This is a genomic window from Halioglobus sp. D3-4, from assembly GCF_055809315.1.
In genome coordinates this window covers 4,324,637-4,349,759 of sequence record NZ_CM147907.1, presented here as the reverse complement: position 1 = coordinate 4,349,759, position 25,123 = coordinate 4,324,637, and the positions used below count along the sequence as shown (strand labels likewise).

Below are 25,123 nucleotides of genomic sequence, written 5' to 3'. Positions count from 1 at the left end.
TAATACTGCTGGGCGTTTTCAAGCGCCGCTGCAACTTACAACCTGCCGACACTGTCCGCTTCAAGCAACGGACCCTCGCGTCCGCAGCTACAGACACTGTCCCAGCGTATCGTTCCCCGATCACCGCTGATGATGCCGCCCCAACAGTCCTCTGAGTTCAGATCGAGCACGGCGAGCTGACCGCTCTGCACGCCAGCGCGCGGCAGCGGGGTGCGAGTATTGGGCTCGAGCACAAACGGAATACTGTGATAGTAGAAATGGTGCATACCGTGCAAGCAGACCTGCGTGGCACTTGCCACCAGTTCTGACATGCCCCAGCCGGCCGTCATATTGCTGGCGTCAACCCCTACCGCCTGCCGGAACTGTTCCTGCCAGTCCGGAGGCAGGACGGTACCGTCCTTGACACCACCGACCAGTGAAAACACCGACCGAGGATCAAAAGCGCCGGTGACACCCGCTTCCCGGAATGACTGCGTGATCTGCCAAGCCTTGTCAAACGAACCCTGGAAGAACACACGCTTGCCGCGATAGTTTTCAATCAGGTTGTCCGTCCACGCTTTGACCTTTTGTGGCAGCTCCCTCTGATAGCGCTCCACCGCATCGCGGTTGGCAGCAACTATCGGATTGGCCAGGCATTCATCCAGTGTCCCGTTCGCCGCTGCCTGTCGCAACATACCCTGTGTAATGGCAAATTCCGGACTGAGGAAGTCACCGATGGCCTGCACCGGGTACTTCAGGTAGCGCTCCTCCAGTCCGTCGAACAGCGCCTGCAGGATGCGGTACTGCCGCCGTGGGTGCATTGTGAAATAGGTGACGTCATTATCTGGTTTGCCGGCATCGAACAGCTCTGGATTGCCCCAGACCATACTGTCGACGATCAGGTCGCGATCACTTCTCGAACGCGGCACGAAACTCAGCACCCCGCTGGTACCCGTTGAATGGCAGATGAATATGTCTGCCTGCTCATCGAGGCGGCGACACCATTCCGTCAGGCTGTCACATCCGGTCATCTCGACGCCGGAAAGATCATGTGAGGTCAGGCTGTCCAACCACCGCGTCAACTTGTCGAAAGCGTTGTTCTCCAGCCACGACTGATGGTAACCCTTATAGACCCCATCCTCATACAGAACGGTGGCGAAGTCATTGAAGCACTCGAACGTCGAGGCCTCATTGGCAGCGTACATCTCCCCGACCAGCGGTATGCGCTTCGCCTGGCGTTCCAGTTTTCGCCGGGCCGCTTGTAGCTGGAAGCTCTCCATCTCCTTGCGGCCGACGGAATCCAACATCGTACTCAATGGTGGAACCAGCAACCGGGTCGGCGCATCCAGGTATTCGTTCAGGTCTAGCGAACTCACAGTGTGGTTTCCCTCGGATAACGCCACCCTAGTCTGGGCGCCGCCACAGTGCTGGCACATCGTTGGTCATGCAGTCTTCGGCCAATACCCAAGTGCACATTTTACGCAGCGCCTCATTGCCATCATGGGGATCTACGCTGGGATCAAAGTGCCTCATATAACCGAGAGAGGTAATCCGCTGCACACCATGCAATGCCAGCGTTGTGCGCAATTCATCGCGCACGTTCTCCGGATAAACTCCGACAGTCTGCACATCGCGAGTGATGAACTTCAGCATCTCGTCGTAGTTCGCCAGCGGCACAATATTCAGCGTCCGGTACTTGAGTTCATCGGCGAAATCCACTTGATCGCCCTCCAGCGAGATAATGATCCCGCCGCGCTTGTCACCCCCAATCACATGAAACTCGTCGTCCAGCATCGACAGCATCGCTATCTTGGATTTGAAACCGGCATCCATATGGATAGCTTCACTGCTCACCTCCGGAGGGAGGTTCTGGATTTCATCGAACACCATCTGGCCAAACTGTTTGACCTTGTCGAGAAAGTCGTCGCTACCGTCAGAAATCGCATAGGACAAACGGCAGTTGGAGCAGCCATTCTGGTTGCCATTACCGACGTCATCCGCCAGACGCATGGCGGCCTCGCGCATGGATTCTGCCGAAGCAAAGGTATCGGCGCCGAGAATAGAGCGACTGATTTTCGGATCGAATGTCACCAGGTCGATACCGGGACGCACATAGTTTGAAATGTGTTTGATCGACTCAAATCCACCCCAGGCGACAATGCGCTCAATGTTGCTCGGGTGATAGAGCTTGCTCTCAAACTCCTTGTCACCGCCGCGCCAGTAAACGGCGGTAAAGGCATTGGTCAATGGGTGATCCGGCGCCATATCAATGGCTGTACGTGCCAGGGCAATGGCTGTACCCAACTCGTTGGAGGGGACTTTTACAATCGCATAACCGCGTATCAAGGCATTGCGCACATAGGTGAGTATCGCGCCCGATGGCCCGTTACCGGCGATAACGTGAACCGTGGGAACACCGAACGCGTGAATGTGCGAGATACGCCCCGTGGTTCTTTGGTATGTTTTCCAGCCATCAAGGTGTTCGCGTCCTACGGTGTCAATCATCGCCTCGAGCGCTTCACGGGTAAAGAAGCGCTTTAAATCCGAAAGCGCGCCCTTTATCAGGTAGACCGGGACGTCGTTGAAGGTTTCAGCCAACAGCAGCGCGCGCTGCAAGTGCGGGTTGGTGTCGATATCGAGTCGCGCGCCCAACGCCACAAGGAAATCGACGACCTCATCCAGCGAGATTTCATACAGAGCCTCCATCTCGCGGCGCGTCGGCAGCAGAATGGAGGACAGGTATTTATTGGGATCGGGGCAGATAAAATCTGACCCGTAACGTCCGGGATAGGTCACCTCGTAGTCCTCGATAACGTTACCGCGGGCTACGATGGGAATCTCATACTGCATTAATCAATCATCCTGTATAAAGGCCTTCATATGTGGCTTTCACCTCACGTTGATCGGCATCTGGCCTACGCTTTAAGCAAAAATTCGGCGGCATCATCCAGCGCACCGGCTGTGCCCGCGCAGCCAATCTTGTCGTCCTGCAAATCGGTAACCCTGCCAATGGTGGCATCCAGATAGGCACCCTTGTGCCCACAGCCGCAGGGCTGGTCCCAGTGGATTGTCACCCGGTCGCTGGTGATATAGCCGCCCCAGGATGTCTCTGCCTGCAAGTCAAAGAACGCGAATCGCCCGGTTTGCGTGCCCTGGCGTTCAAGCGGTTGATCGGTCACCTCACTCAATACAAAGGGAATCAGGGTCACAGGCACATGGTACTTTCCGTGATCACACATCTGCATACCGGTAAGGCTTTCCTGCATGCCATAACCGATAAGGATGGAACTCTCTGGTATCCCCAATGCCGCTGCGGCGTCCCGCTTCCAGTTCTCCGGCTCGCTACCGGAAATAAAACCGCCGCCACAGAAGAAGAACGAATCGCTGGAATAGGCACCCTTTATACCCTGCTTTTCAAAGCGCATCGCCAGGTCATACAGCATCTGCATGCTGCTGTAGAAGATCACGCGTTGGTCGCGGTAATCCTCCAGCATACGCTGCATCAGCGCCTCGATCCGTTGCGGTTTTTCCGCATTGAGGCGTGCTATCTCGTCTTTTCGCGCAAGTAAGGCCGGATTGATTTGCAGTGAACCGGCCTCGCCCTTCCTGCTCGCTTCGCGAATGCGTCCGGCCAGTGTGAGAAGATCGGCATCGGTGTAACCCAACGGGGCATCGACCAGATCGTCACCGAAGGTTTCCTCGTAAAAATTCAGGAAGCGCCAACTCCGGGCCCCGGAGCGCGCCCCCGGATATATTAGCGGCACCTTGTCGATACCCGGTCGCAACGCCAGCGATTCACCACTGGCTTTTTCCATCGCCATCTGGATACCCCAAAGCGTGCTATGCGCGGCGGTGGTCCACTCTTCACGGGTGCGCGGCAGAAAAGCCGCTTTGCCATTGCCACCGGCGGATATCATCAGATCAATGCTGGACTGCTGCTTCAACACCGATATCCAGTCCTCAATAGACTCACAAGCGGACGCGTCAACCGCACTCAGGTCAACCGCACACAGCTTGCCTAGCCATTTCGTCATACGCTTGAAATCGCCGGTTTCAAGCCAGGATTGCGGATAGCTTCGGAACGTCTCCTGATTGAAGAAAATCGGCAACAGGTCATCGAAGCTCTCTATCGAGGAAATCTCATTCTGCGCGGCCAGCTGTTTTACGATTGCAATGCCGCCTGCGGCTGCGGCAAACTTTTCTCGCAGCAGACCCAACTGAATGGTATCCAGCGCCTGCGGGTCCAACGAGAACACCACATCCTGGGAGTATTCGATATAGTTTTTCGCATCCTGTGCAAGATGGTCTTCGAAATTGACCGCTGCTTGCTGGTCAAAGCTTGCGCTCATAACCGCTGTCTCCTGCTGTTTGATGATCGCTCCCTGGACACGCAATGGCTAGGGTATGATGAGACCGGCATTCACATCCAGGCTGGCCCCGGTTATCGCCGAGGCCCGCGTTGAGGCCAGAAACAGTACCGCCTCTGCCACCTCGCGCGAACTGGGAATAAAGCCCAGAGCCTGGGTGGCGATGAGGCGTTTCACTACGGTGTCAGCACTCACGCCCTCTGCCGCCGCCACACGATCGAAATGTGCGCGCAGTTGATCGCTGTCGATATAGCCCGGCATGACGTTATTCACGCGGATATTATCCGGGCCCAGTTCAAGCGCCAGCGTGCGACTCAGGTTCTGTAAAGCGCCTTTGCTGGAGCAGTAGGCGCCTGACCCCGCCGCCGGCTCGCGAATTCTGAAGGTGTTGATGTTGACGATCGACCCTGCTGACAGCTTCAGCGCAGGCACTACAGAGCGGACCAAGCGTAACGTTCCCGTGACATTAACATCAAACGTTGACTGCCACTCTGTATCGAGGTCGAGATCACACAGCGCCTTGAATCCACCGTGGTTAAATGCATTGTTCACCAGCACATCAATACTGCCAAAAGCCTCGACAGCCTTGTCCGCCAATCTGTCACAGAGGGCCTGATCGGTGACATCTGTCTGAACTGCAATTGCAATGCCACCACTGTCCTTAATTTCTGTAGCGACCTCTTCGATATACGCCAGATTGCGGGAGGCCAAAACGACATTTGCCCCCTCATCGGCAAACATTTTGGCCATTGTCAAACCGAGACCGGGACCCGTCCCGGAAACGATTACTGTTTTATCTGCAAACATAACTGCGCCTGTTTTATTGTGGCCTGAAACATTCGATATTGCGGTACCCGTTTCCCTCGCTACGGCAGCGATCTAGCCCAGCGCGCCCTTTCCGGCAATGCTGCTGAAATCGAGCCACCGTTTAAGGCCTGGCTCAGAGGCCACAAGGCGCGGAATAGCATTAACACAGCACATGGCTGCCGCCTTCATCGCACCGACATTATGGTCCTCACCATTGAGTCCGAAATCCAGTTCACAGCGAAAATTTGGCGACCCTTCTACCATAATTCGGTAGGTTCCAGGGCCATTACCCTGTGGCCAATCGGGGGCGACATCGTCCCTGAGCCTGGCGACATGCTCCAGCACGATACGCTCTTCACCGTTGACGACACCAATCACTTCAAAACGCAGGCCTGCTGCCATGCCTTTTTCAATAGTGCCGGTGGGAATCTCAAAAGTCTCCGGTGCCGGTGCCTGCTCGTGGCGCTGGCGAACCTCATCGAGCTCCACCCCCAGGGCCTCGGCGATCATTCTGGCCGATGGCCCCCAGGTCATCGAGATTGCGCCCGGCGTCAACAGCGGAACATCACTACCGATGGGTTTGCCGAACCCCATGAACATCTCCAGTGTTTCCGGCTGGTCATATGAATCGTATCCCCAAATTGTCTGCTGGCGCAGCGTCTGGATATTGTCCGACATCGCAGACAGCATGATAGGTAGCGCATCGGGTGCGAAACCGGGATCGATGCCGGCGCAGAGAAAGCTACTGCCGCCCTCTTGGCAAGCCGCTTCGATCATCGCGGCGACATCGGGGATAAATTCATAAGGATTGACCAACGTCACCATCGAACTGGTAACAAGGTTTTTGCCGGAGCGCAGGATATCGCACATATCGCCCAGGCATTCTTGCGGACGAAAATCACTGGCTGCGGTATAGCAAACGATATCGGCGTCCATCGCGAGTATCTGCTCGCGATCGTTCGTCGCCATAATACCGACATCGGGGCCACCCACCAGTTGCCCCGCATCCACACCAATCTTTTTGGGATCGCTGACCATCAGTCCCACCAACTCTAGATAGTCGCGATTGATAATACCCTGCAATGCAGGCATCCCTACGTGACCCGTTGCCCATTGGATAACTTTATACTTCACGGAAAACTCCACAGAATATCATCGAGTTCTGGAGACTATGGCTTATTGTCACCGAATTAAACTGTGACGTTGGTGCAAATCCTACAGAATATGTGTCATATTTTTTGCTGCATTTTGTACAAGCAACTCATGCAGCTGGCAGCTTGCCAGCCAGCACCTCTTCACCAAACCGCGCTTTGACAGACCCACTGAAATCAGGGCCGCGGCGAAGAGAATGCCCGCCGTCGCAATTTATACACTGACCCGTAATCCAGCGCGATTCACCGCCGATCAAAAACCGCGCCAGATGGGCTACATCCTCTGGCTGACCGACGTCGCCCAAAGGTGTGTTTTCGATATAGGATTGGTAGGTTCTGCTCTGTTCGGGAATGGCATCCATCACCTCGGTGGCGATAAAACCGGGGCGAATCGCGTTGAATCGAATCTTCTGCGGGCCCATCTCATCGGCGCAGTTTCTCATCATCTCCTCAACCCCGGCTTTACCCACACAGTAGGCACCAAAGTAGGGGTGTGTAACATGCCCTGCGAGAGAGGACATGCCGACGAAGGAGCCGCCACCAGATTCCACCATAGGCGGGATACTGTGTTTGACGCACAACATGGTACCCAATACGTTCAGGTGCAGTATCCGAGTGAATTCATCGGTATCCTGCACCTGATAGGGCCCCATTTTTCCGCCGCCCCCTGCATTGGCGATAACGCCATTCAGGCCACCAGTGGTCTCCATCGCGCGTGCGACGAAGCGCTTCACATCGTCTTCACTGGTAACATCGCCGACAATACACTGTACGCTGCCGCCATGTGCGGCGGCGCGTGATATCTGTTCCGCAGCATCCTCAAGCCTGGACTCAGTGCGGCCGCAAATAGTGACGGCGGCACCGTCCGCCGCAAGTCGTTGTGCGCAGGCACGGCCAATACCGGTACCGCCGCCAGTGACCAATACGGCATAGCCTTGCAGACCGCCAGAGGGAATATCAGGGTTTAACATGAGCAGCTTCCTGTAGAATTATTTTGATAATACACGTCCAATTTAGAGTAACCTGTGGCGATTTGAAAAGAAAATACACTACTTCCAACGCCACTTGGCGCAAAGGCGAGTCACATTAAATTTTTGTCAGATTGTGTTAACAGCGATTAGGGTGAACATGAATAACACCAGTAGCGACAGCGATTTCCTGATTCCGGATTATCTTTTACAACGCCTGAGTGAGATCGGGGTTGAACACATATTCGGTGTGCCCGGCGATTTTATTATGCCTTTTTTCGGTCGAATCGGCGCTTCAGATGTCGAGCATATCGGTTGCTGCAATGAACTCAATGCCGGCTATGCCGCGGACGGTTATGCCAGAGTTCAGGGCATCGGCGCTGCGATCGTGACTGGCGGCGTCGGCCCGCTCAGCATCATCAACGCTGTCGCAGGTGCGTACGCCGAGGACGTACCTGTTATTGTGATTGCCGGGGGGCCGCACGCAGCATCCTTCAAAACGCAGCCGAAAATACACCACACCATCCCCGGCAACTTTAAGGCCGCGCAGAAAATGATGGCAGAAGTCACCGCAGCGTCCATACTGCTCGATGATCCGGCAACGGCCACTGCCAGAATTGACGAGGCTGTCAGGATCTGTCTTGCAACCCGCAAGCCTGTCTACATCGAAATACCGATCAACATCCAGAAGCTTACCTGCCTGCCCCCCACCTCACCTTTAGTCGCCACAAACACTTTCCAGGCTCCAGGCGAAGCCGTGACTTCGCTAGTCGCAGCTATTGTGGCCAGAATCGCCAACAGCAGGCGCACTGTCATCTGTGTCGGCCACGAGGTGGAACGCTTCCGGCTACAGGCAGAACTGCGGGCACTGGTGAATAAAACCGGGCTGCCTGTAGCGTCCATGATGTTTGGCAAAGCGGGTTATATTGAAACACTCGACAGCTGTGTCGGACTCTATATGGGGGCTATCTCTCCCGAGAATGTTCGTCACTACATCGAAGATGCGGACCTTGTTCTTTTCATCGGCGCACATGAAACCGATATGAACATGGGAATTGGCACGGCAAAACTTGAGCCGGCGCAAACGGTGTTCGTGCGCGAGGGCGAAGCTGTGATGAATGGCGATATCTCACCTGACATCCCGCTGGGAGATTTCATTGTTGAACTCACCGACAAGATGGAAGGCGTCGACGGCCTGCGCCACCCCGATCAACCGGTTAAATCGTTTGTCTACAGTCTGGCAGATCCGTTTCACGCGGAAGAGAATGCCACGCTTACCAGCACACGCTTTTATCAACGGCTTGTTCACTTTATACAACCCGGCGATGCCATTGCCGCAGATACCAGTGCCGGCATCAACTCCGCCAACTTTCAGTTACAGGAGGACAATGTATCCATAACCACGCCGTACTGGGCGTCGATGGGCATGTGTTTTGGCGCAGCGGTGGGAGCCAGCTTCGCGCCAAAGCTGACGAACCGCGTGATAGCCCTGGAGGGCGACGGTTCGTTGTTAATATCCATTCAGGAGCTCTCAACACTGGCGCGCTACCAAAAGCCGGCCGTTATCTTCGTACTGAACAATGGCGGCTACACCGTGGAACGCATGATTCACGATGGTGAGTTCAATAATATTCCCGAATGGCGCTACCACAGGTTGACGGACGTCATTCCAGGCTGCAACAGCCTGGAAGTGCGAACAGAGGGCGAGTTGGAAAGCGCGCTGACAGCGGCGGATCAGTACGATGGACTGGGGCCGCTGATTATCGAACTACACCTGAAGTCCGATGACGTGTCGGAGCTGTTCGATGTGTTCACCCGCTTTTTCCGCTGATCATTTTTTCGCTTGATGCAGCCAATGCGCGCGCTCAGTGCTGCGCAGGTGACCTACATTGATAGCAGGGTACCGGCGGTCCAGCCACCGTCAACCACCAGCGGATGACCGGTCACAAAAGAAGCTTCATCGGAAGCCAGGAACAAAATAGCGTTGGCGATCTCGATCGCTTCGCCGAATCGCCCCATCAGGTGAGCGGCCTCCATCTGCTGCTTGATCGCCTTCATACCTTCGTCCTGCAGGGCAGCCGTGAGCGGTGTTTCTATGGCGCCCGGGCATACACAATTTACGCGGATACCACTGTGTGCAAAGTCAGCGGCCATATTGCGTGTCATCTGAATCACCGCGCCCTTTGACGTGCCGTAGGTAATCTGGCCATTCAGGCCTACCATACCTTCAATGCTGGCAATGTGGACAATACTTCCCGACTGCTGCGCCTGCATCACTTTTGCGGCGTGCTTGGCGAAGAAGAAACTGCCCTTCAGGTTTATATTCATGACACGATCCCATTCGTCTTCCTCGACATCTGTGGTCGCACCGTAACTTGATACACCCGCAGCATTAATGAGGATATCTATACGCCCGAACGTGTTCGTGACATGCTCGACAACGGATATTGCATCGGCTTCACTGGTGACATTACCTGTCACAAAATCGCTCGCCGCAGCCAGTGATTCGACAGCCTGCCACGCCTCTCCCGCCGGGTTCAGATCGAAGCCTATAACAATTGCGCCCTCCTCAGCGAAGCGTTTGGCCGTTGTGATGCCGATGCCGGATGCTGCTCCACTGATCAACGCTACTTTATCTTTCAATCTGCTCATAAAATTCTCCTTGTTAAACACAGGGTGCCACAGCCTAAACCGGCATATGGGTATCGGCAAAGCCACAGCGGCGGGTATCAGGGCGATAACGTAACAGATGCGCCGCAAAAATTGCCAGCGCTATGACCTGTTCCAGCCCCCGGAAGAACGCAATGGTCTAACAAGCTGACGTGCAAATACTATTGGGGCCACGGCGGTAGGGACCAAGGGAAAACCGAGTCGTACATTACAATGGGGTAATGTTATCCACTGCCACTCCCACAATCGTTTACCCTATACTGGATTCGCAACACTGACACCGGCCAAGGCATTGCAGCAGGGCTGACATACCTTTGCCTGCGTTCTATCTCAGCATAAAAATTTGGAGGAGCTATTAGTATGAGGCAGGAATTTCCCGAATTGGGCATCTACACATTGCCCGGCAGAATCAATGACCCGCAACGCGCGCTGGAGGAAGCGCCCCTGGCTGAAGAGTTGGGTATTGGGTCTATTTGGCCGGCTGAACGCTACGACTACAAGAATGTCGAAGTATTGTGTGGAGCGGCTGCCGCGATTACCTCCAGAATAAAGATTGCCACTGGTCTGATGAATTACCCGACGCACCACCCGATGGAGCTCTGCTCTTTTGGTGCAACCATGAGTCATTTATCGAACAACCGTTTTGCGATGGGCTTCGGCCGCGGCTTCGACAAATTGTACGATGTCTTCGGTGCCAAGCGAGCCAATCTCAAAGGGCTGCGTGAGGCGCCCGAAGTGCTGCGCTGCCTCTGGAACAACGGCCTGTTCTCGGGAGAGAACTCGCTGGGAAACTTTCCGTATCTGTATATGAATGAGACACCAGCACACGCACCCCCGATGCTACTGGGAGCGATGGGCGCAAAAACCCTGGCGCTCGCCGGCCGCCATTATGACGGTGTCTTGCTGCATCCCTTCCTCACAGACCAGGCGATTACTGAGTCGGCGGCGATTGTGCGCAATGCGGCCGAGGAGGCAGGCCGCGATCCCGGTGCCTGCAAGGTATGGGCAACACTGGTGGTAGCGGCAGACCAGAGCGAAGCCGAGACCGAGGCGATTGGTCCGGCGCGCTTGCTCACCTATGTCCACATGGAGGGCTATGGCGAGTTAATGTGCAAGGTCAACGGCTGGGACCCGTCAATACTGACAGAGATCAGGAACCATCCATTGTTCGAGGGCGGCAAATCAGCCGACCAGAACTTTACCCGCTACGAGACAGCCGAAGTCACCTCATTGTTTCCGGACAACTGGATGCCCGAGTCCGCCGCATTGGGCAGTGCCCAGCATTGTGCGAAGCGGCTGAATGATCAGTTTGATGCCGGCGCAGACGGCGTATTGATTCACGGCAGCCTGCCCAAACAGGTCGGCGGATTGCTGGAGGCCTATCGCGAAGTCCGGCGCGCCGAGTACTTCGACGCGAACGATCCCTGGTTTGTACCTTCTCCACCTGGAACAGGGTTCTAGACCAGCACCGACGCCCAGCGCCAGCGTGCTCTGCGACCCACTGGCGGTCGCAGTGCCACGCCGGACCACCGACTTTAATCAGCACCGCGATGCCGACGCGCTACCATGGTGTGCGACACCTGCGTACAATGTCACTCATTCGCAGCACACAGCCGTCAAACGGATACCCCATGGTCAATACGCGACACATCGAGCAACCCATCGCGCAACTGGGACAGGTCGCCCTGATGGAGATCGTGGCGGTAAACCAACTGGGGGCCTTTGCCGACTGGGGCCTGCCCAAAGACCTGTTCATCCCCTTTGCCGAACAGCAACATACCCTGCGCAAGGGCCAGAAGGTACTGGTGAAAGTCTATCAGGACAACCAGAACCGCTTTGCCGGCACCACCCGTATAGACCACTGGATAAAGGACGATACCAGCGGCCTCAGCGTGGGCGAGAAAGTATCACTGGTGATCGCAGACAAGACCGAACTGGGTTTCAAGGCGATTATCAATCACCGTTGCTGGGGTCTGTTGTACGAAAATGAACTGTTCAGACCCCTGCACAAGGGGCAGGTTATCGACGGCTACATCAGGCAGATACGCACGGACAACAAAATCGACCTGAGCCTGGAGAAGCCCGGTTTCAGCAAGGATAAAGTCGATAGTCTCGGCGAGCAGATTCTCGCGCAACTGCGGGCCAGCGACGGGTATCTGGCGCTGTCGGACAAGAGCCCGCCCGAAGAGATATACGCCGCCTTCGGCGTCAGCAAAAACGCCTTTAAACGAGCGATTGGCGCCCTCTACAAACAACGCCTGATCACACTGGACAGCGCCGGCATCAACCTGCTTGAGCGCTAAACCGATACAACAGGAGGATCCACCATGCTAACGGTACACCACCTGAACAATTCGCGATCGCAGCGCATTCTCTGGCTACTGGAAGAACTGGAGCTGCCCTACGAGCTGAAAACCTACCAGCGCAATGCCGAAACCAATCTGGCACCACCGGAACTGGAGGCAGTACATCCTCTGGGAAAATCGCCGATCGTCACAGATGGCGACAACACCATCATTGAATCCGGCGCCATCATCGATTACATCCTGCGCAAACACGGCGATGGGCGCCTGCAACCTGAACCCGGTTCGGTAGAGCACGAGCAATATCTCCAGTGGCTGCATTACGCCGAGGGCAGCGCAATGCTGCCACTGATGCTGCGTATGTACACCGGCCGCCTGCCCGATGGCGGAGCCGCATTGCAACCGCGGATAGAGGATGAACTCAACCGCCATCTCGGGTACATGAACAGTGCTCTGGAGGGCGCTGACTGGTTCGTCGGCAACCGCTTTTCCGGCGCCGACGTGCAGTTATCCTTTGCGGTGGAAATCGCCCCACTGCTGCATAGCCTGGAACCGTTCCCCAACCTTGCCGCTTTCAGGGAGCGTATTCACGCGCGCCCGGCCTACCAGCAGGCCCTGCGCAAAGGTGGCAGATACGATTTCGGACCGGCGGGTCAGTAACACCCGCCGATGAGGTGATACCACAGAAGCAGGCAGGTGACAGCGGGAACAGAGTACTTTGAAAATGCAGAACATCGATCGACACCCGGTAGCGGCACACAACGCGATGATCGAGCAGATACCGGTTATCGATCTGGCAGACGTGCTTTGCGATGCCTCCAGCAATGCCGCGCTGACCGCAGTGGATCAAATTGCGGATGCGTGCAAAAGCTGGGGTTTTTTTCTGGTTGCGAACCACGGAATTGATGTCGCTCTGATCGGCGATGTCTGGCGGCAGACTCACACGTTTTTCGCGCTGCCGACCGAAGAGAAACTGGAGATTGAGCGCAGCAAGGATAATCCCTGGGGGTTTTACAATCGCGAACTGACCAAGAACCAGCGCGATAAAAAAGAAGTGTTCGATTTTACGCGCGAGGACTTCGACCCGATTTATCAACAGCACAATCGCTGGCCGCAACGGCATCCAGACTTCAAGACCACAATGCTGGCCTATCAAGAGGCCTGTACCCGGCTTTCGCTACAGTTGCTCAGCGCCTTCTGTGTCGGCCTGGATTTACCCGTCGACTACCTGCACCCCCATTTTGAGGGCAACCACACCGGGTTCGTCCGGCTCAACTATTACCCGGTACAGGATCCGCTGGCTGATGAACTGACGGGGCAGGCGCAGAGGGCGGACCTCGGCATCCACCATCACACGGACTCCGGCGCGCTCACCGTATTGCTGCAGGACGAGGTCAGCGGCCTGCAGGTTTATCGCGACGGCCTGTGGTATGACGTACCGACGGTCGAGGGCGCCATCACCATCAATACCGGCGATATGATGCAGGTGTGGTCGAACGATAGTTATCGGGCGGCGATTCATCGCGTGCGCGCGATGGAGGAGCGGGAACGCTACAGCATCCCCTTCTTCCTGAACCCCGCGGCCGATTGCCGGGTCAGCCCGCTGCCACCGGCGATTAACGCGAACAACCCGTGCCGCTACCAGCCGATTGTCTGGGGCGACTATCGCGGGCGGCGCTCAGACGGTGACTTCGCCGATTACGGCACCGAAGTACAGATCTCGCAGTACAGAAACTAGGCCGATATCCAGCGCTCGACCTACCGGGCTAGCCAACCGCCGTCGACAGCGAGGGTGTAGCCGTGCACGTAATCCGAGGCGGGGCTAGCGAGAAACACTACCGCGCCGGCCAGATCCTCTGGCTTACCCCAGCGACCGGCCGGAATCCGGCCCAGGATTTCGCTGTTTCTCTGCGCATCATTGCGCAGTTGCTCGGTATTATCGGTTGCCATATAACCGGGGGCGATAGCATTGACGGCGATACCGTGCTTGGCCAGCTCATTGGCCATCAGCATGGTCAGCCCCTTCACGCCGGACTTGCTCGAGGTGTAGGAAGCCACGCGCAGCCCGCCCTGATAGGACAGCATTGAAGCGATATTGATGATCTTGCCGCCGTGGCCCTGTGCGATAAACTCCCGCGCCACTGCCTGCGACAGGAAGAACAGCGTTTTGAGGTTCAGGTCCATGACGTCGTCCCAATCCTTCTCGGAGAAGTCCAGCAGGTCGTTGCGGCGGATGGTCCCGGCATTGTTCACCAGAATATCGATCTTGCCGAATCGCTCCTTGGCCTTCTCCACGATTGTCTCGACGCAGCTGCTGTCGGTGAGATCCGCTGTCACCTGCAGGTAGGAACGTCCGGCGCGTGCCACCGCTTCACCGGTGGCGGAAGAATCACTGACACCGACGCCGACCACATCGGCACCAGCTTCGGCCAGTGCAATGGCCATACCCTGTCCGAGCCCGCGGGATGCCCCGGTAACAATGGCGACCTTGCCATCGAGTTTAAAGCTGTCGAGTATCACGATGTCTCTCCTTCAAAATGTTGTTAGAACAGGTGGGCATAACCGAGGGAATGCAGGTGCTGAACGCTCGTCGCCACACTGTCGTAGGGATTTTTAGTGGCCTGCTCAATCGCCATGTAGCGCACACCGCTGTTGCAACAGGCCTGTATAATGTCATCGAAGTCCAGATTACCCTGCCCCAGCTCTGTATCGATCGGCAGCAGTTCAAACCACTTCCAGCGGATTCGGTAGTCGCGCAGGTGCACCACTTTGACCCGGCTCCCCAGAGACGCAATCAGCCCCTGTGGTGAACCACCGCCGCGCTGTACCCAGTAGGTATCCAGCTCCAGGCATACATTCTCGGGCGCGGTGTTGTCGAGAATCAGGTTCAGCCCCATCGCATCGCCGTAGCGCCTGAACTCAAAGTCGTGGTGGTGATAGCACAGCTGGACACCCTGCTCGCGGTACCAGGCGCCGAGCGCATCCAGTTCCTCGCAAAACTGCAGCAGCTTGTCGCGCCCCCCGAAAATACCTTTCCACGGCAGTACGGATACCGCAGTCAAGTCGCACTCCAACTGGCGCAGGAAGCGCAGCACCTGCTCCCGCTGTTTATTGAGGATGTCGAACGTGATCTGGCTGCTGCCCACCTCGATGCCATGGCGCTTGCGCGCCGCATCCACCGCGTCGATGACCTCGGGCTTCAACGGCACATAGGCGAGCTCGATCGCGTTGATCCCCAGTGCGGCGATACGGGCAAAGCCCTGCTCGACCGCTTCGGGCGACTGAAGATAGCGGCGAACCGTGAACGTCTGCAGCGCGACCCTGGTTGTCACCTGCAGGCCCTAGCGCAGCTCGGACGGTTTCAGGTGGTCCATGTCGTCGAAGGTCTGGTTCTCACCGACCATGCCCCAGATAAACGTGTAGTTGCTGGTGCCGGCACCGGAGTGAATAGACCAGCTGGGCGAAATCACTGCCTGCTCATTCCCCACTACCAGATGGCGGGTTTCCTGCGGCTGGCCCATCAGGTGGAAGACCCGGTCGTTCTCGTCCAGATCAAAATAGAAGTACACCTCCATGCGGCGCTCGTGCGTATGGCAGGGCATGGTATTCCAGATGCTGCCTGGCTCAAGCACCGTCAGGCCCATAACCAACTGACAGCTCTGGCAAACCGCCGGGTGCACGTACTGATAGATAGTGCGCTTGTTGCAGGTCTCGTCCTCGCCCAACCGCACAGGGTTCGCCTGGGCGATGTCTATTTTGGTGTGGGGGTAGGATTGGTGCGCCGGGGCGCTGTTGAAATAGAATTTTGCCGGGTCGGATGCGTTGTCCGACGCGAAGCTGATCTCCTTGACGCCCATGCCCACGTACAGGCCATCGCGCTTGACCAGATCAAAACGCTCGCCATCCAGCGTGATGCTGCCCGGGCCACCGACATTGATGATGCCCGCTTCGCGGCGCTCAAAGAAGTAGTTCACACCCATCTCACTGCCGGCCTGCAGCCCCACTGCGGTATTCACCGGCATGATGCCGCCGGCGATGATGCGATCCACATGGGAATAGGTCAGGCTGGCCTCATCCGCGTTGAATACCGTGTCGATCAGGAAATGCTCGCGCAGTTGCTCGGTGGTGTAATGCTTGACGTCATCGGGGTGACTTGCGTATCGAATGTCCAGGTCCATGGTGGCCTCTCACAGTTCTCTCAGATAGATCAGGCCACCCACGCTCGGGGGAAAAACGCGCTATTCCCCGGGTGCCTGCGTTTAATCGCTTGCTATTGTATCGTTTGGCTGTACTATAGTACAGCCAAACTTGCTACACAAACAGAATTCCATTTCATGGCAGCAACAGCCCCAGCCGCAACCAGCACTTCACCGCTGAGCCGCTCCGAACAGCGGGAGCAGACGCGCGCCAGAATCCTGGACGCGGCGCTGGCCATTATTGTCGATGAGGGCATGCGCTCCATCCGGCACAGGGCCGTGGCCGAGCGGGCCGGCGTCTCACTGGGCAGCACCACCTACCATTTCAGCAGCATCGAAGAACTGATCATCAGCGCGTTCGAGCACTGGCGTGCCGGAAAAACCATGGAAGACAATCCCTACTACCGGGATATCGTCGGCCTGTTGGGCCCCTGGGAGGGCACCGTGGTTCCGCCATCGAGGCGCAAGGACGTGGCAGACGAAATTTTGCAGGCCTCTGTCGCCTATATTTATGACCAGCTGACGGGCACCAGGGATGATCGCATTATTGAAATGGCCTTCTATCATGAGTCGATGCGCTACGCCTCGCTGCGCGCAGTGGTCGCCAGCATGTGGCAGGTGCAGGTCAGCTTTCTGGAGCAGGTACATTTCATGATGGGCTCAACACAACCCGAAGCCGACGCGATGATCACCTCAAGCCTGTTTCGCCAGCTGGAGCAATCGGCGTTGATGTCCGGTACCACCGACGTCGACATCGACAAAATCCGCCGCGACTTAAGTCGCCATATGTCACTGTGCTTCAACGCAGCACTGCCAAAGGAGTGACTGAATCAACCATGAATCCGATAGACACCGTCATGCAGGACCCCTATTTCAACCGCGTCATCGAGCTCGCCGATGCGTCCGTGAAGCGGTTTGAGCCGGCGAAACTGAAATGGATGTGGGGTGAAGCGCTCTATACCTACGCCCTGTCACTACTCGATAATGCCCTGGGGCAGGACCGCTACCTGGATTTCAATCGCGCCTATCTGGATGCCCACATTCAAAAAGGCTATCGGGTCGACCAATCCGACACCATGGCACCGGGCCTCACTGCGTTTGCCGTGCTACAGAAAGCCGACAACCCGCAGTACCAGCAGGTGGTCGACCGAGTGCTGAACTACCTGAAACACTCCGAGCGCGTACTCGACTACATGCCGAATCACCTCGGTTCATCGCTGGAGGGCAAGTTCTACCCGCGCAGTGTCTGGGTGGATTCGGTGATGATGTACGGCGTTTTTTCGAGCTGGTACGGCCAGGCTACCGGCGATGAAGAGATATACGATTTTGCGCGCCGCCAACCGGCGCTGTTTGCCAAATACCTGCAAGACCCGCAGGACAAGCTGTTCTACCACTGCTACTGGACCAAAAAGGGGCACACCTACCCGAAGAACAAAATCTTCTGGGGCCGAGGCAACGGCTGGGTCATTGGTGGCCTACCACTGGCCATCGACCATTTCAGGGCCGACAGTGAGGAGCGCCAGCAGGCCATCGATATTCTGGTGGAAACATCGGCCGCACTGCTGCCGTATCAGCGCGCGGATGGTTTTTTTGAAACCGTGCTGAACAAACCCGGCAAGACCTATATCGAGAGCAGCGCCACGGCGCTGATCGCCAGCGGCTGGATGCAGGGCGTGGCCGACGGCTATCTGGACAAAGCCTACCTGGAGCCTGGCCTGAAAGCCTACAAAGCCGTGGTGGACTCGCTGGAGATCAAGGACAACTTGTTGAGCATGCCGCTGATCAGCGCTCCCACCATCGCGATACAGGGTGCGCCTTACCTCGGCTACAAATACACACCGCGCGGCAATGACTGGACATACGGCCTCGCGGCACTGTTCTTCGCATCACTGGGATACAAACGCCTGTCAGATGCAGGGATGCTGCCGTGAGGCACTCACCTCCCCCGATTACGCTCAGGGAAAAGTTGATCTTCGGCTCCGGCGATATTTTTATCGGCGGCTCGCAGGTCATCATGGCGTTTTACTACCTGCGCTTCCTGACGGATGTGGTACAAATCTCCCCGGCACTGGCCGGCACGGTAGTGCTGCTGTCGAAAGCCTGGGATGCCGTTTCAGACCCCCTGATGGGTGTGATTACCGACAACACGCGCACCCGTTGGGGCCGGCGCAAACCCTACTTTGTACTGGCGTTCTTCGGCATTATCAGCTCATTCATTCTGCTGTGGTATCCGGTATCGTTTGATTCAGACTCCCTGAAATTCCTCTACGTACTGCTGGCCTATATCTATTTTTCCACCGTTTCCACCGTGTGCCTGGTGCCCTATTCGTCGATGAGCAGTGAGATCAGCATCGACTACGAAGAGCGCAACACCATCAACGGCATGCGCCTGTTCTTCTCGCAGTTGTCCTCGCTGGTGGCGGCGGTACTGCCGCTGGCCGTGGTCGAGATGTTTGACGATCCGACCACCGGCTGGTTGGCAATGGCCATCATCTTCTCGGTGTTCTACGCCATTCCCTGGCTGATGATGTTCTTTTTCACCCACGAGCGTGTGCCGCTGACAGAGGAGAAAAGCAAATTCAGTATCGCGTCTTTCCTGCGGCCCTTTGAAGTGAAGTCGTTTCGCAAGCTGATCGTGATGTATTTCCTCGCCTACCTCTCGATGGACGTGGTGGCCGCCGTTTTTCAATACTATATGTACTACTACCTCGACCGGAAAAATGAGGCAGATCTTGTGATCGGCACGATGCTGGTCACGCAGATTATATTGATTCCCCTGGTCGTCACGCTGGCCAGCAAGTACGGCAAGGCCACCGTGTATCGTTATTCGATACTGCTATGGCTGGCCGGCGCGTGCCTGATGGCGATGTACCAACCCGAGTGGCCGGAGTATGCCATCTACACCATCGCCGTCATCATTGGCAGCGGTGTGGTCGGTTGCGTGGTGATGCCATGGTCCATATTTCCGGATGTCACCGATGTCGGCGAACTGCGTTTTGGCTACCGTATCGCTGGCTCTTTCAGCGGCGTGATGACGTTTTCGCGGAAGTTTTCCGGTGCGATCGGCATTTTTGCGGTGGGGATGATTCTGGAGATTTCCGGTTATCTACCGCCGGTAAGATCGGTGGTAGACGGCACCACGACGGAAATCCTGCAGTCGCAGCCGGACAGCGTGATCACCGCCCTGCAACTGATCGTATTCCTCGTACCGATGGCGCTGCTTATTCCCGCATTCCTGGTGGCGAAAACCTACCCGCTGGACAAGATCACCCATGGCCGCCTGCGCGATTATCTGGAATTCAGGCGCGGCGAGCGAAAGACCAACAACCTCAGTGACAGTGAACTGGAGGCGATGAAGCGCTTGCTGATCTGAGCAGGTGCGACCGTCAACTGGCGGCCGCAATGGCCGCATGCGATCTGCCCGCAACAGTGCCCGTGATCTCCGGCCCCTGAATCGCCACACGCTGCATCACCCTGCGCGTTGAATAATCCGGCACCGCGTAGTGGTTGGTGGCAATATTATCCCAGAACGCGATATCGCCCACGTTGTACTTGATGCGCACCTGAAACTCCGGCGCCTTTACATGGTTGAGCAGATAACTCATCAGGATATCGCTCTCCTCTGGCGTCACCCCCTCGATATGTGAAGTCCAGTTCTTGTTCACATACAGTAGTTTGCGCTTCGTGCGCGGGTGATACACCACCACCGGATGTGAGTACGGTGGCCATTCGCTGGTTTTCTGGCGGAATGACCCTCCGGCTTTCAGGGTGGTGGCCTCCATCATCTTCAGCGAGTGCACCGCCGTTAGCCCCTCAAGAAATTGTTGCATCGGTGGCGACAGCGCATCGTAGGCGGCCCCCATACTCGCAAAGCAGGTATCACCACCCGCGTCAGGTATTTTCTGCGCCTGCAGAATGGAAGCCTTGGTCGGTGCTGCACGGTAGCTGTTGTCGGAGTGGAAGTTATCGGCGCCCTGCCCCTTGGGGCTGGTCTGATCCAGCACCAGCACCTCTGGCCGGTGCGAGGAAGGTGTGCGAAAAAGCGGCAACTCAACGGGACCGAAGTTTTCGGCCAGCGCCACATGTTCATCTACAGAGAGAATCTTTTGCTGGCGAAAGAACAGCACCTGATGCGCATCCAATGCATCCTGAATATCTTTGACGTCACTGTCATTCAGCGGCTGTGATAAATCGATGCCGCTGACTTCTGCACCGAGTTCGCCGGTGATGGGCTGTACGGATAACATGATCTGATCCCTCTGTTTACAGTTATGGTTCTTGTTAGTTACTGTTACACGAAGCCCTACGATTGTAATCACCGTGGCAGTTTTAGCAATCACTCCCACTGAGGAAGCCCGATGCCTGAAAGTTGCGACATCATTGATACGCATGTGCATGTCATTGCCGAGGATAAAGAAGCCTATCCGCTGAACCCGGCGGGCTTGCCGGGCGCGTGGTACCTCGAGGCGCCGCACAGTGTGGAGTCCTTCAAAGACTGCATGGATGCCGCCGGGGTCGCCAAAGCGATACTGGTACAGCCGGTTGGCGCGTACTCTTTTGACAACCGCTACACGGCGGATGCGGCAGCGGCATACCCACAGCGCTTTGCCAGTGCCTGCTGCATCGACGTCAATGGCAAGGACCCGGCTGCCGAACTGCGCTACTGGATTGAGGAGCGGGGAATGCAGGGTGTGCGCCTGTTCGCGCTGGATGGCGAGGGCACCGGCTGGCTCGACCAAGCGATAGCGCAGCCACTGTGGCAGTGTGCCGACGAACTCGCCGCACATGTGATTGTCACCGTTTTCGCGCATCAGCTACCCGCGCTCAGCACGGTTTTAAAACGCTACCCACAGATCCGTGTGTCACTGGATCACTGCGGCTTTCCGTCCGTGAACGGCCCACCCTGGGAGGACTCAGTCTCGCTCACCAATCTTGTGCCGTTCGAGAACCTCTACCTGAAAATCACCACCCATTTGCTGAACACCGTCGCTGAAAAGCCCCACAGCCCGGCGCAGTGGGTTGAGCATCTTGTCCGTCATTTCGGTGCAGACCGGCTGATGTGGGGCTCCGATTTTTCCCAGACCCACAATGGCAGCTATGTAGAACTGGTGGACTTTGCCAGGGAGGCTTTTAGCGGGCTATCGACTAAGGACCGCAACCTCTGCATGGGAGGTACGGCGGCCAGCGTGTGGCCGGCGTTACGCGAGCGGCATCACAGCAGCTGAATAGCCTTTCTCCTGCAACCAATGCTCGGACAGTTGCCACAGGCGCGCTGCCACCTCGGTGTTCGCCGTCTCGGCACTCGGCTTCGCCCTGGCGCAGTGTGAAAAATAGTTGCCGCCCAGTGCGGCGCGATCCTCCCAGGTGGCGCAGAATACCGAGGTGGCAGCCCCCTGATTGGCAGTTTTGGTGAAAGGGCGCACCAGCAACATCGCAAATCGTATCAGGGCTGAATCGCGCCCTATATCGGTAGTGACCATGGTGCCCGGATGCAGATAACAGGCGGTCAGCCCCTGCTCGCCATAGCGGCGCTGTAACTCCACCGCCATCAGTGCATTGCACAACTTCGCCTGACCATACGCCTTCATCGTACGGTAGGACGTTTTTGGGTAGGGCAACTCATCAAAGTTGAGGCGCGGCGGCGCCCGATGCGACTCACTGGACACCATCACCACACGTGGCTCCGCAGCGCTCAAAAGTCTCGGCAGCAGACTGTTCACCAACAGGAAGTGGCCGATATGGCAGACGCCCACGGTCTGCTCGAAGCCATCGCTGGTTTCGCCATACTCCGGCGCGACTATCCCGGCATTACAGATCACAGTGTCAATTTTACTGTGGGGCAGCTGGTTACAAAAATCACTGACACTGGCCAGGGACGCGAGGTCCATCACGGCCATCTCCGCATCGATACCGGGATGTGCCTGCAGTATGCGCTGCCGGGTAGCAGCGGCCTTTTCCGCCGTTCGGCAGGTGCCAATGACAGAAGCGCCGGCGACTGCCAGTGATCGCGCAGTCTCGTAGCCTATGCCTGTATTGGCGCCAGTCACAATAATGACCTGTCCGCTCAGGTTCCGCCCCTTCAGTACGTCATCGGCAGAGCTGCGGTGGTTGAAGGGCGATGTGTTGGTCATGGCGAATTCTCTCCGGTGCTATAGGCCGATACTATGCGTACACTGGTACAGATAAACAACCATGCAGCATTTGTTAGCGCTCTGGCAACATCGGTCATCCAATCCTCTGGTGCATTGCGTACTATAGACCGCGTAAACAGGCGCACAGTGCTCAAATCGAACTAGCGAACAGCAACAATAACGTGGGAACGGGACTGGAGATACAGAAGATGGCCGGAGAATTTGAAACCAGCGTGCGCGAGTGGGTTGCCGACAATCTACCCAAAGCACTAATTGACGTACCTATCGGCATGTACGGCGTCGAGTCGGAGGACCCCGAAGTACTGGAGGCCTTTGAATTGTGGCGCCAGCGCCTCGCGGCACAGGGCTGGGGCGCACCTACCTGGCCTAGCGAGTACGGCGGGGCCGGCTTAACCGATACCGAGGCCAAGGTAATCAGGCGCGTGATCGCCAAAGCCGGGAGCATGAATCCCATCCCCTATCTTGCCGGCATGGGGGTCACGATGGTGGGCCCCACCCTGTTGGAATACGGGACGGATGAACAAAAGGCACGGCATCTGCCGGGCATGGCCAGCGGTGAAGTGCGCTGGTGCCTCGGCCTGTCCGAGCCCAATGCGGGGTCCGACCTGGCGTCGCTGAGCATGAACGCAGAACTCGACGACGAAGGCTGGGTGCTAAACGGACAGAAAACCTGGACATCCGGTGCCGATAAAAGCCAGTGGTGCGGCGCTCTGGTGCGCACAGACCGCAGCGCAGCCAAACGTGAAGGTATCAGTTTCCTGATGCTCGAGATGGATCAACCCGGTATCGAAACGCGGCCGATACGCCTGATTGCCGGCGAATCACCCTTCTGTGAAACCTTTTTCAACAACGCGCGCGCCCGCAAGGACGATTTACTCGGTGAACTCAATGGCGGCTGGTCGGTCATCAAACGGCTGCTGCAACACGAGCGACAGAGCCAGACAGACGCTCCGGCCACCCGCCTCGCAGCACTGCCGCTGCAGGATGTCGCCAAGCGGTATCTGGGCACCAACGCCGATGGCACGCTGACCGACCCCGATCTGCGCAGTCGGCTGGCAGATCACCTGATGGATAATCAAGCCCATGAACTGACCATCGCCCGCATCATGACGGATGCGCGCGGTGGCAACCTCGAAGTCACCGCTACTGCATCCATCCTCAAGAACTCCGCAACCGATGTCACCCAGGGCCGCTCCGAACTGATGCTCGAGATTATGGGCAATCAGGGCCTGGGCTGGGAGGCCGGCGACTACACCGAAGAAGAAGCACAGGCCGTCCGGGAATGGCTGGGTGGAAAATCGATGTCTATTTATGGCGGCTCATACGAGGTACAGAAAAACATTATCTCCAAGAATATTCTCGGCCTACCGGAAACAACACAGAAGGGTTGAACATGGCAGTACTGACTGAAGAACAAACGCTCATCAAGGATCAGGCCAGCGCCTGGGTTATCGACAAGGCACCCGTCAGCAGTTTCCGCGCCCTGCGCGACAGCGGCACAGGCAAAGGCTTTCAACCGGAGACCTTCAAGGCGATGGTCGACATGGGCTGGAGCGGTATTCTGGTACCCGAGCAATACGGCGGCTCCGATCTGGGCTATCTCACCTGCGGCCTTATTCTGGAACAACTCGGTCGACAACTCACGGCATCGCCTTTTTTTGCTTCATCACTGCTAGGTGCCAGCAGTTTAGTCCTGGCGGGTAACACTGCGCAACGCGAGGCACTGCTACCCGGCATCGTAAACGGCAGCGCCATCGTAACCCTGGCGCTGGAGGAATCCTCGCGGCACCAGCCTGAGCAGACAGCACTGCGAGCTGAACAATCGGGCGAGCAATTTTCCCTGAACGGCGACAAGACCTTCGTCGCCGAGGGCATGGCGGCAACGCACTTTATCGTTGCCGCGCGCACAGCGGGACAACCCGGCGATGCCCACGGTATCAGCCTGTTTCTGGTGCCGGCAGACGCAACAGGTCTGGCGCGTAACGCGCTTGCGACCATCGACAGCCGCGACCACGCCAGACTCTCGTTTCAGAATGTGCAGGTCGACAGTGCGGCGATACTGGGAACGCTGGATGAAGGCATGCCAGTGTTGGAGACCCTACTGGACCGCGCGCGTATCGGCATTGCCGCTGAAATGCTGGGTACCGCCAGCCAGGCGTTTGATATGACGCTGGACTACCTGAAGACACGGGAACAGTTTGGCAAGGTTATCGGCTCCTTTCAGGCACTGGGACACCGCGCCGCGACCCTGTATTCGCTGATGGAACAATCCCGATCCTGCGTTGAAGCCGCTTTACAGGCTGTCGATGCCGATGCGGATAACATACCGCTGCTGGCGTCACTGGCAAAATGCCAGACGGGGAAGTTTCTGTACCTGATGTCCAATGAACTCATCCAGATTCATGGCGGTATCGGCATGACGGACGAATTCGATGCCGGGCTGTATCTGAAGCGGGCGCGTGTTCTGGAAACCAGTTTTGGCAACCGCGCCTATCACCGCGACCGCTATGCGACGCTGATGGGTTTTTGA

23 protein-coding genes are annotated in these 25,123 nt (G+C 56.9%); 11 read left to right on the top strand and 12 right to left on the bottom strand.

The genetic code is table 11. The annotated features are described in order from the left end of the window. Positions 1-35: 35 nt before the first annotated feature. The 6 genes from AC0L6S_RS19225 to AC0L6S_RS19200 form a co-directional block, all read right to left on the bottom strand. The gene (locus tag AC0L6S_RS19225) at positions 36-1,355 is read right to left on the bottom strand and encodes a hypothetical protein (protein WP_473425732.1); all 1,320 of its coding nucleotides are present in this window, start codon (positions 1,353-1,355) and stop codon (positions 36-38) included. Between the two features lie 28 nt (positions 1,356-1,383). Next, positions 1,384-2,829, bottom strand: coding sequence for an acyl-CoA reductase (locus tag AC0L6S_RS19220; protein ID WP_473425731.1), 1,446 nt, complete (start codon positions 2,827-2,829; stop codon positions 1,384-1,386). 65 nt (positions 2,830-2,894) lie between these two features. Beyond that, positions 2,895-4,328, bottom strand: coding sequence for a hypothetical protein (locus tag AC0L6S_RS19215; RefSeq protein WP_473425730.1), 1,434 nt, complete (start codon positions 4,326-4,328; stop codon positions 2,895-2,897). Between the two features lie 48 nt (positions 4,329-4,376). Beyond that, positions 4,377-5,153 carry an SDR family oxidoreductase gene (locus tag AC0L6S_RS19210; protein WP_473425729.1) on the bottom strand — a complete coding sequence of 259 codons (777 nt, stop codon included), beginning with the start codon at positions 5,151-5,153 and terminating at the stop codon, positions 4,377-4,379. A gap of 72 nt (positions 5,154-5,225) precedes the next feature. Next, the gene (locus tag AC0L6S_RS19205) at positions 5,226-6,287 is read right to left on the bottom strand and encodes an NAD(P)H-dependent amine dehydrogenase family protein (protein WP_473425728.1); all 1,062 of its coding nucleotides are present in this window, start codon (positions 6,285-6,287) and stop codon (positions 5,226-5,228) included. A gap of 127 nt (positions 6,288-6,414) precedes the next feature. Next, a complete protein-coding gene (locus AC0L6S_RS19200; protein WP_473425727.1) occupies positions 6,415-7,275 on the bottom strand; it encodes a glucose 1-dehydrogenase in 861 nt (286 codons plus the stop codon). Positions 7,276-7,432: 157 nt separating this feature from the next. On the opposite strand from AC0L6S_RS19200, the gene AC0L6S_RS19195 reads away from it, so the two are divergent. Continuing rightward, complete coding sequence (locus AC0L6S_RS19195) at positions 7,433-9,103, top strand: alpha-keto acid decarboxylase family protein (RefSeq protein ID WP_473425726.1); 1,671 nt, start codon at positions 7,433-7,435, stop codon at positions 9,101-9,103. A 53-nt stretch (positions 9,104-9,156) separates the two neighbouring features. On the opposite strand, the gene AC0L6S_RS19190 is transcribed toward AC0L6S_RS19195, so the two are convergent. Continuing rightward, positions 9,157-9,924: an SDR family NAD(P)-dependent oxidoreductase gene (locus tag AC0L6S_RS19190; protein ID WP_473425725.1), complete on the bottom strand. Its 768-nt coding sequence runs from the start codon at positions 9,922-9,924 to the stop codon at positions 9,157-9,159. 378 nt (positions 9,925-10,302) lie between these two features. Between AC0L6S_RS19190 and AC0L6S_RS19185 the strand changes: the two genes are divergently transcribed. From AC0L6S_RS19185 to AC0L6S_RS19170, 4 genes are all read left to right on the top strand, one after another. Further along, positions 10,303-11,403 carry a TIGR03857 family LLM class F420-dependent oxidoreductase gene (locus AC0L6S_RS19185; RefSeq protein ID WP_473425724.1) on the top strand — a complete coding sequence of 367 codons (1,101 nt, stop codon included), beginning with the start codon at positions 10,303-10,305 and terminating at the stop codon, positions 11,401-11,403. Positions 11,404-11,573: 170 nt separating this feature from the next. Beyond that, positions 11,574-12,245 (top strand): CvfB family protein, encoded by a 672-nt coding sequence (locus tag AC0L6S_RS19180; RefSeq protein WP_473425723.1) that lies wholly within the window; start codon positions 11,574-11,576, stop codon positions 12,243-12,245. Positions 12,246-12,269: 24 nt separating this feature from the next. Continuing rightward, a complete protein-coding gene (locus tag AC0L6S_RS19175; protein ID WP_473425722.1) occupies positions 12,270-12,905 on the top strand; it encodes a glutathione S-transferase family protein in 636 nt (211 codons plus the stop codon). A 64-nt stretch (positions 12,906-12,969) separates the two neighbouring features. Next, a complete protein-coding gene (locus AC0L6S_RS19170; RefSeq protein ID WP_473425721.1) occupies positions 12,970-13,983 on the top strand; it encodes an isopenicillin N synthase family dioxygenase in 1,014 nt (337 codons plus the stop codon). Between the two features lie 20 nt (positions 13,984-14,003). Here the strand turns inward: AC0L6S_RS19170 and kduD are convergent, their stop codons facing one another. Genes kduD through kduI form a run of 3 tightly spaced genes read right to left on the bottom strand, consistent with a single transcriptional unit; the run spans position 14,004 to position 16,423 of the window. Beyond that, the gene (gene kduD / locus AC0L6S_RS19165) at positions 14,004-14,765 is read right to left on the bottom strand and encodes a 2-dehydro-3-deoxy-D-gluconate 5-dehydrogenase KduD (protein WP_473425720.1); all 762 of its coding nucleotides are present in this window, start codon (positions 14,763-14,765) and stop codon (positions 14,004-14,006) included. Positions 14,766-14,788: 23 nt separating this feature from the next. Next, positions 14,789-15,577, bottom strand: coding sequence for a sugar phosphate isomerase/epimerase family protein (locus AC0L6S_RS19160; protein ID WP_473425719.1), 789 nt, complete (start codon positions 15,575-15,577; stop codon positions 14,789-14,791). 9 nt (positions 15,578-15,586) lie between these two features. Continuing rightward, complete coding sequence (kduI, locus tag AC0L6S_RS19155; protein WP_473425718.1) at positions 15,587-16,423, bottom strand: 5-dehydro-4-deoxy-D-glucuronate isomerase; 837 nt, start codon at positions 16,421-16,423, stop codon at positions 15,587-15,589. Positions 16,424-16,579: 156 nt separating this feature from the next. Here kduI and AC0L6S_RS19150 point away from each other — a divergent pair, with 156 nt between their 5' ends. Genes AC0L6S_RS19150 through AC0L6S_RS19140 form a run of 3 tightly spaced genes read left to right on the top strand, consistent with a single transcriptional unit; the run spans position 16,580 to position 19,814 of the window. Next, positions 16,580-17,266 carry a TetR/AcrR family transcriptional regulator gene (locus tag AC0L6S_RS19150; protein ID WP_473425717.1) on the top strand — a complete coding sequence of 229 codons (687 nt, stop codon included), beginning with the start codon at positions 16,580-16,582 and terminating at the stop codon, positions 17,264-17,266. An 11-nt stretch (positions 17,267-17,277) separates the two neighbouring features. Continuing rightward, positions 17,278-18,372, top strand: coding sequence for a glycoside hydrolase family 88 protein (locus AC0L6S_RS19145; RefSeq protein ID WP_473425716.1), 1,095 nt, complete (start codon positions 17,278-17,280; stop codon positions 18,370-18,372). Then, positions 18,369-19,814, top strand: coding sequence for an MFS transporter (locus AC0L6S_RS19140; protein ID WP_473425715.1), 1,446 nt, complete (start codon positions 18,369-18,371; stop codon positions 19,812-19,814). The genes AC0L6S_RS19145 and AC0L6S_RS19140 overlap by 4 nt, the downstream gene beginning before the upstream one ends. Positions 19,815-19,827: 13 nt before the next feature. Here AC0L6S_RS19140 and AC0L6S_RS19135 read toward each other — a convergent pair whose 3' ends face one another. Continuing rightward, the gene (locus tag AC0L6S_RS19135; protein WP_473425714.1) at positions 19,828-20,688 is read right to left on the bottom strand and encodes a TauD/TfdA dioxygenase family protein; all 861 of its coding nucleotides are present in this window, start codon (positions 20,686-20,688) and stop codon (positions 19,828-19,830) included. A 111-nt stretch (positions 20,689-20,799) separates the two neighbouring features. Here AC0L6S_RS19135 and AC0L6S_RS19130 point away from each other — a divergent pair, with 111 nt between their 5' ends. After that, complete coding sequence (locus AC0L6S_RS19130) at positions 20,800-21,666, top strand: amidohydrolase family protein (protein ID WP_473425713.1); 867 nt, start codon at positions 20,800-20,802, stop codon at positions 21,664-21,666. On the opposite strand, the gene AC0L6S_RS19125 is transcribed toward AC0L6S_RS19130, so the two are convergent. Continuing rightward, positions 21,640-22,572 (bottom strand): SDR family oxidoreductase, encoded by a 933-nt coding sequence (locus tag AC0L6S_RS19125; RefSeq protein WP_473425712.1) that lies wholly within the window; start codon positions 22,570-22,572, stop codon positions 21,640-21,642. The two genes, AC0L6S_RS19130 and AC0L6S_RS19125, sit on opposite strands and share 27 nt — an antisense overlap. A 209-nt stretch (positions 22,573-22,781) precedes the next feature. Between AC0L6S_RS19125 and AC0L6S_RS19120 the strand changes: the two genes are divergently transcribed. Beyond that, positions 22,782-23,984 (top strand): acyl-CoA dehydrogenase family protein, encoded by a 1,203-nt coding sequence (locus tag AC0L6S_RS19120; RefSeq protein WP_473425711.1) that lies wholly within the window; start codon positions 22,782-22,784, stop codon positions 23,982-23,984. Positions 23,985-23,986: 2 nt separating this feature from the next. After that, positions 23,987-25,123, top strand: a complete 1,137-nt coding sequence (locus tag AC0L6S_RS19115; protein ID WP_473425710.1) for an acyl-CoA dehydrogenase family protein — start codon at positions 23,987-23,989, stop codon at positions 25,121-25,123.

Coding starts and splice junctions, on each gene's coding strand:
- AC0L6S_RS19220 (WP_473425731.1), bottom strand. CDS start 2,829: ATGCAGTATGAGATTCCCATCGTAGCCCGCGGTAACGTTATCGAGGAC.
- AC0L6S_RS19215 (WP_473425730.1), bottom strand. CDS start 4,328: ATGAGCGCAAGCTTTGACCAGCAAGCAGCGGTCAATTTCGAAGACCAT.
- AC0L6S_RS19210 (WP_473425729.1), bottom strand. CDS start 5,153: ATGTTTGCAGATAAAACAGTAATCGTTTCCGGGACGGGTCCCGGTCTC.
- AC0L6S_RS19200 (WP_473425727.1), bottom strand. CDS start 7,275: ATGTTAAACCCTGATATTCCCTCTGGCGGTCTGCAAGGCTATGCCGTA.
- AC0L6S_RS19195 (WP_473425726.1), top strand. CDS start 7,433: ATGAATAACACCAGTAGCGACAGCGATTTCCTGATTCCGGATTATCTT.
- AC0L6S_RS19190 (WP_473425725.1), bottom strand. CDS start 9,924: ATGAGCAGATTGAAAGATAAAGTAGCGTTGATCAGTGGAGCAGCATCC.
- AC0L6S_RS19185 (WP_473425724.1), top strand. CDS start 10,303: ATGAGGCAGGAATTTCCCGAATTGGGCATCTACACATTGCCCGGCAGA.
- AC0L6S_RS19180 (WP_473425723.1), top strand. CDS start 11,574: ATGGTCAATACGCGACACATCGAGCAACCCATCGCGCAACTGGGACAG.
- AC0L6S_RS19175 (WP_473425722.1), top strand. CDS start 12,270: ATGCTAACGGTACACCACCTGAACAATTCGCGATCGCAGCGCATTCTC.
- AC0L6S_RS19170 (WP_473425721.1), top strand. CDS start 12,970: ATGCAGAACATCGATCGACACCCGGTAGCGGCACACAACGCGATGATC.
- kduI (WP_473425718.1), bottom strand. CDS start 16,423: ATGGACCTGGACATTCGATACGCAAGTCACCCCGATGACGTCAAGCAT.
- AC0L6S_RS19150 (WP_473425717.1), top strand. CDS start 16,580: ATGGCAGCAACAGCCCCAGCCGCAACCAGCACTTCACCGCTGAGCCGC.
- AC0L6S_RS19145 (WP_473425716.1), top strand. CDS start 17,278: ATGAATCCGATAGACACCGTCATGCAGGACCCCTATTTCAACCGCGTC.
- AC0L6S_RS19135 (WP_473425714.1), bottom strand. CDS start 20,688: ATGTTATCCGTACAGCCCATCACCGGCGAACTCGGTGCAGAAGTCAGC.
- AC0L6S_RS19130 (WP_473425713.1), top strand. CDS start 20,800: ATGCCTGAAAGTTGCGACATCATTGATACGCATGTGCATGTCATTGCC.
- AC0L6S_RS19125 (WP_473425712.1), bottom strand. CDS start 22,572: ATGACCAACACATCGCCCTTCAACCACCGCAGCTCTGCCGATGACGTA.
- AC0L6S_RS19120 (WP_473425711.1), top strand. CDS start 22,782: ATGGCCGGAGAATTTGAAACCAGCGTGCGCGAGTGGGTTGCCGACAAT.
- AC0L6S_RS19115 (WP_473425710.1), top strand. CDS start 23,987: ATGGCAGTACTGACTGAAGAACAAACGCTCATCAAGGATCAGGCCAGC.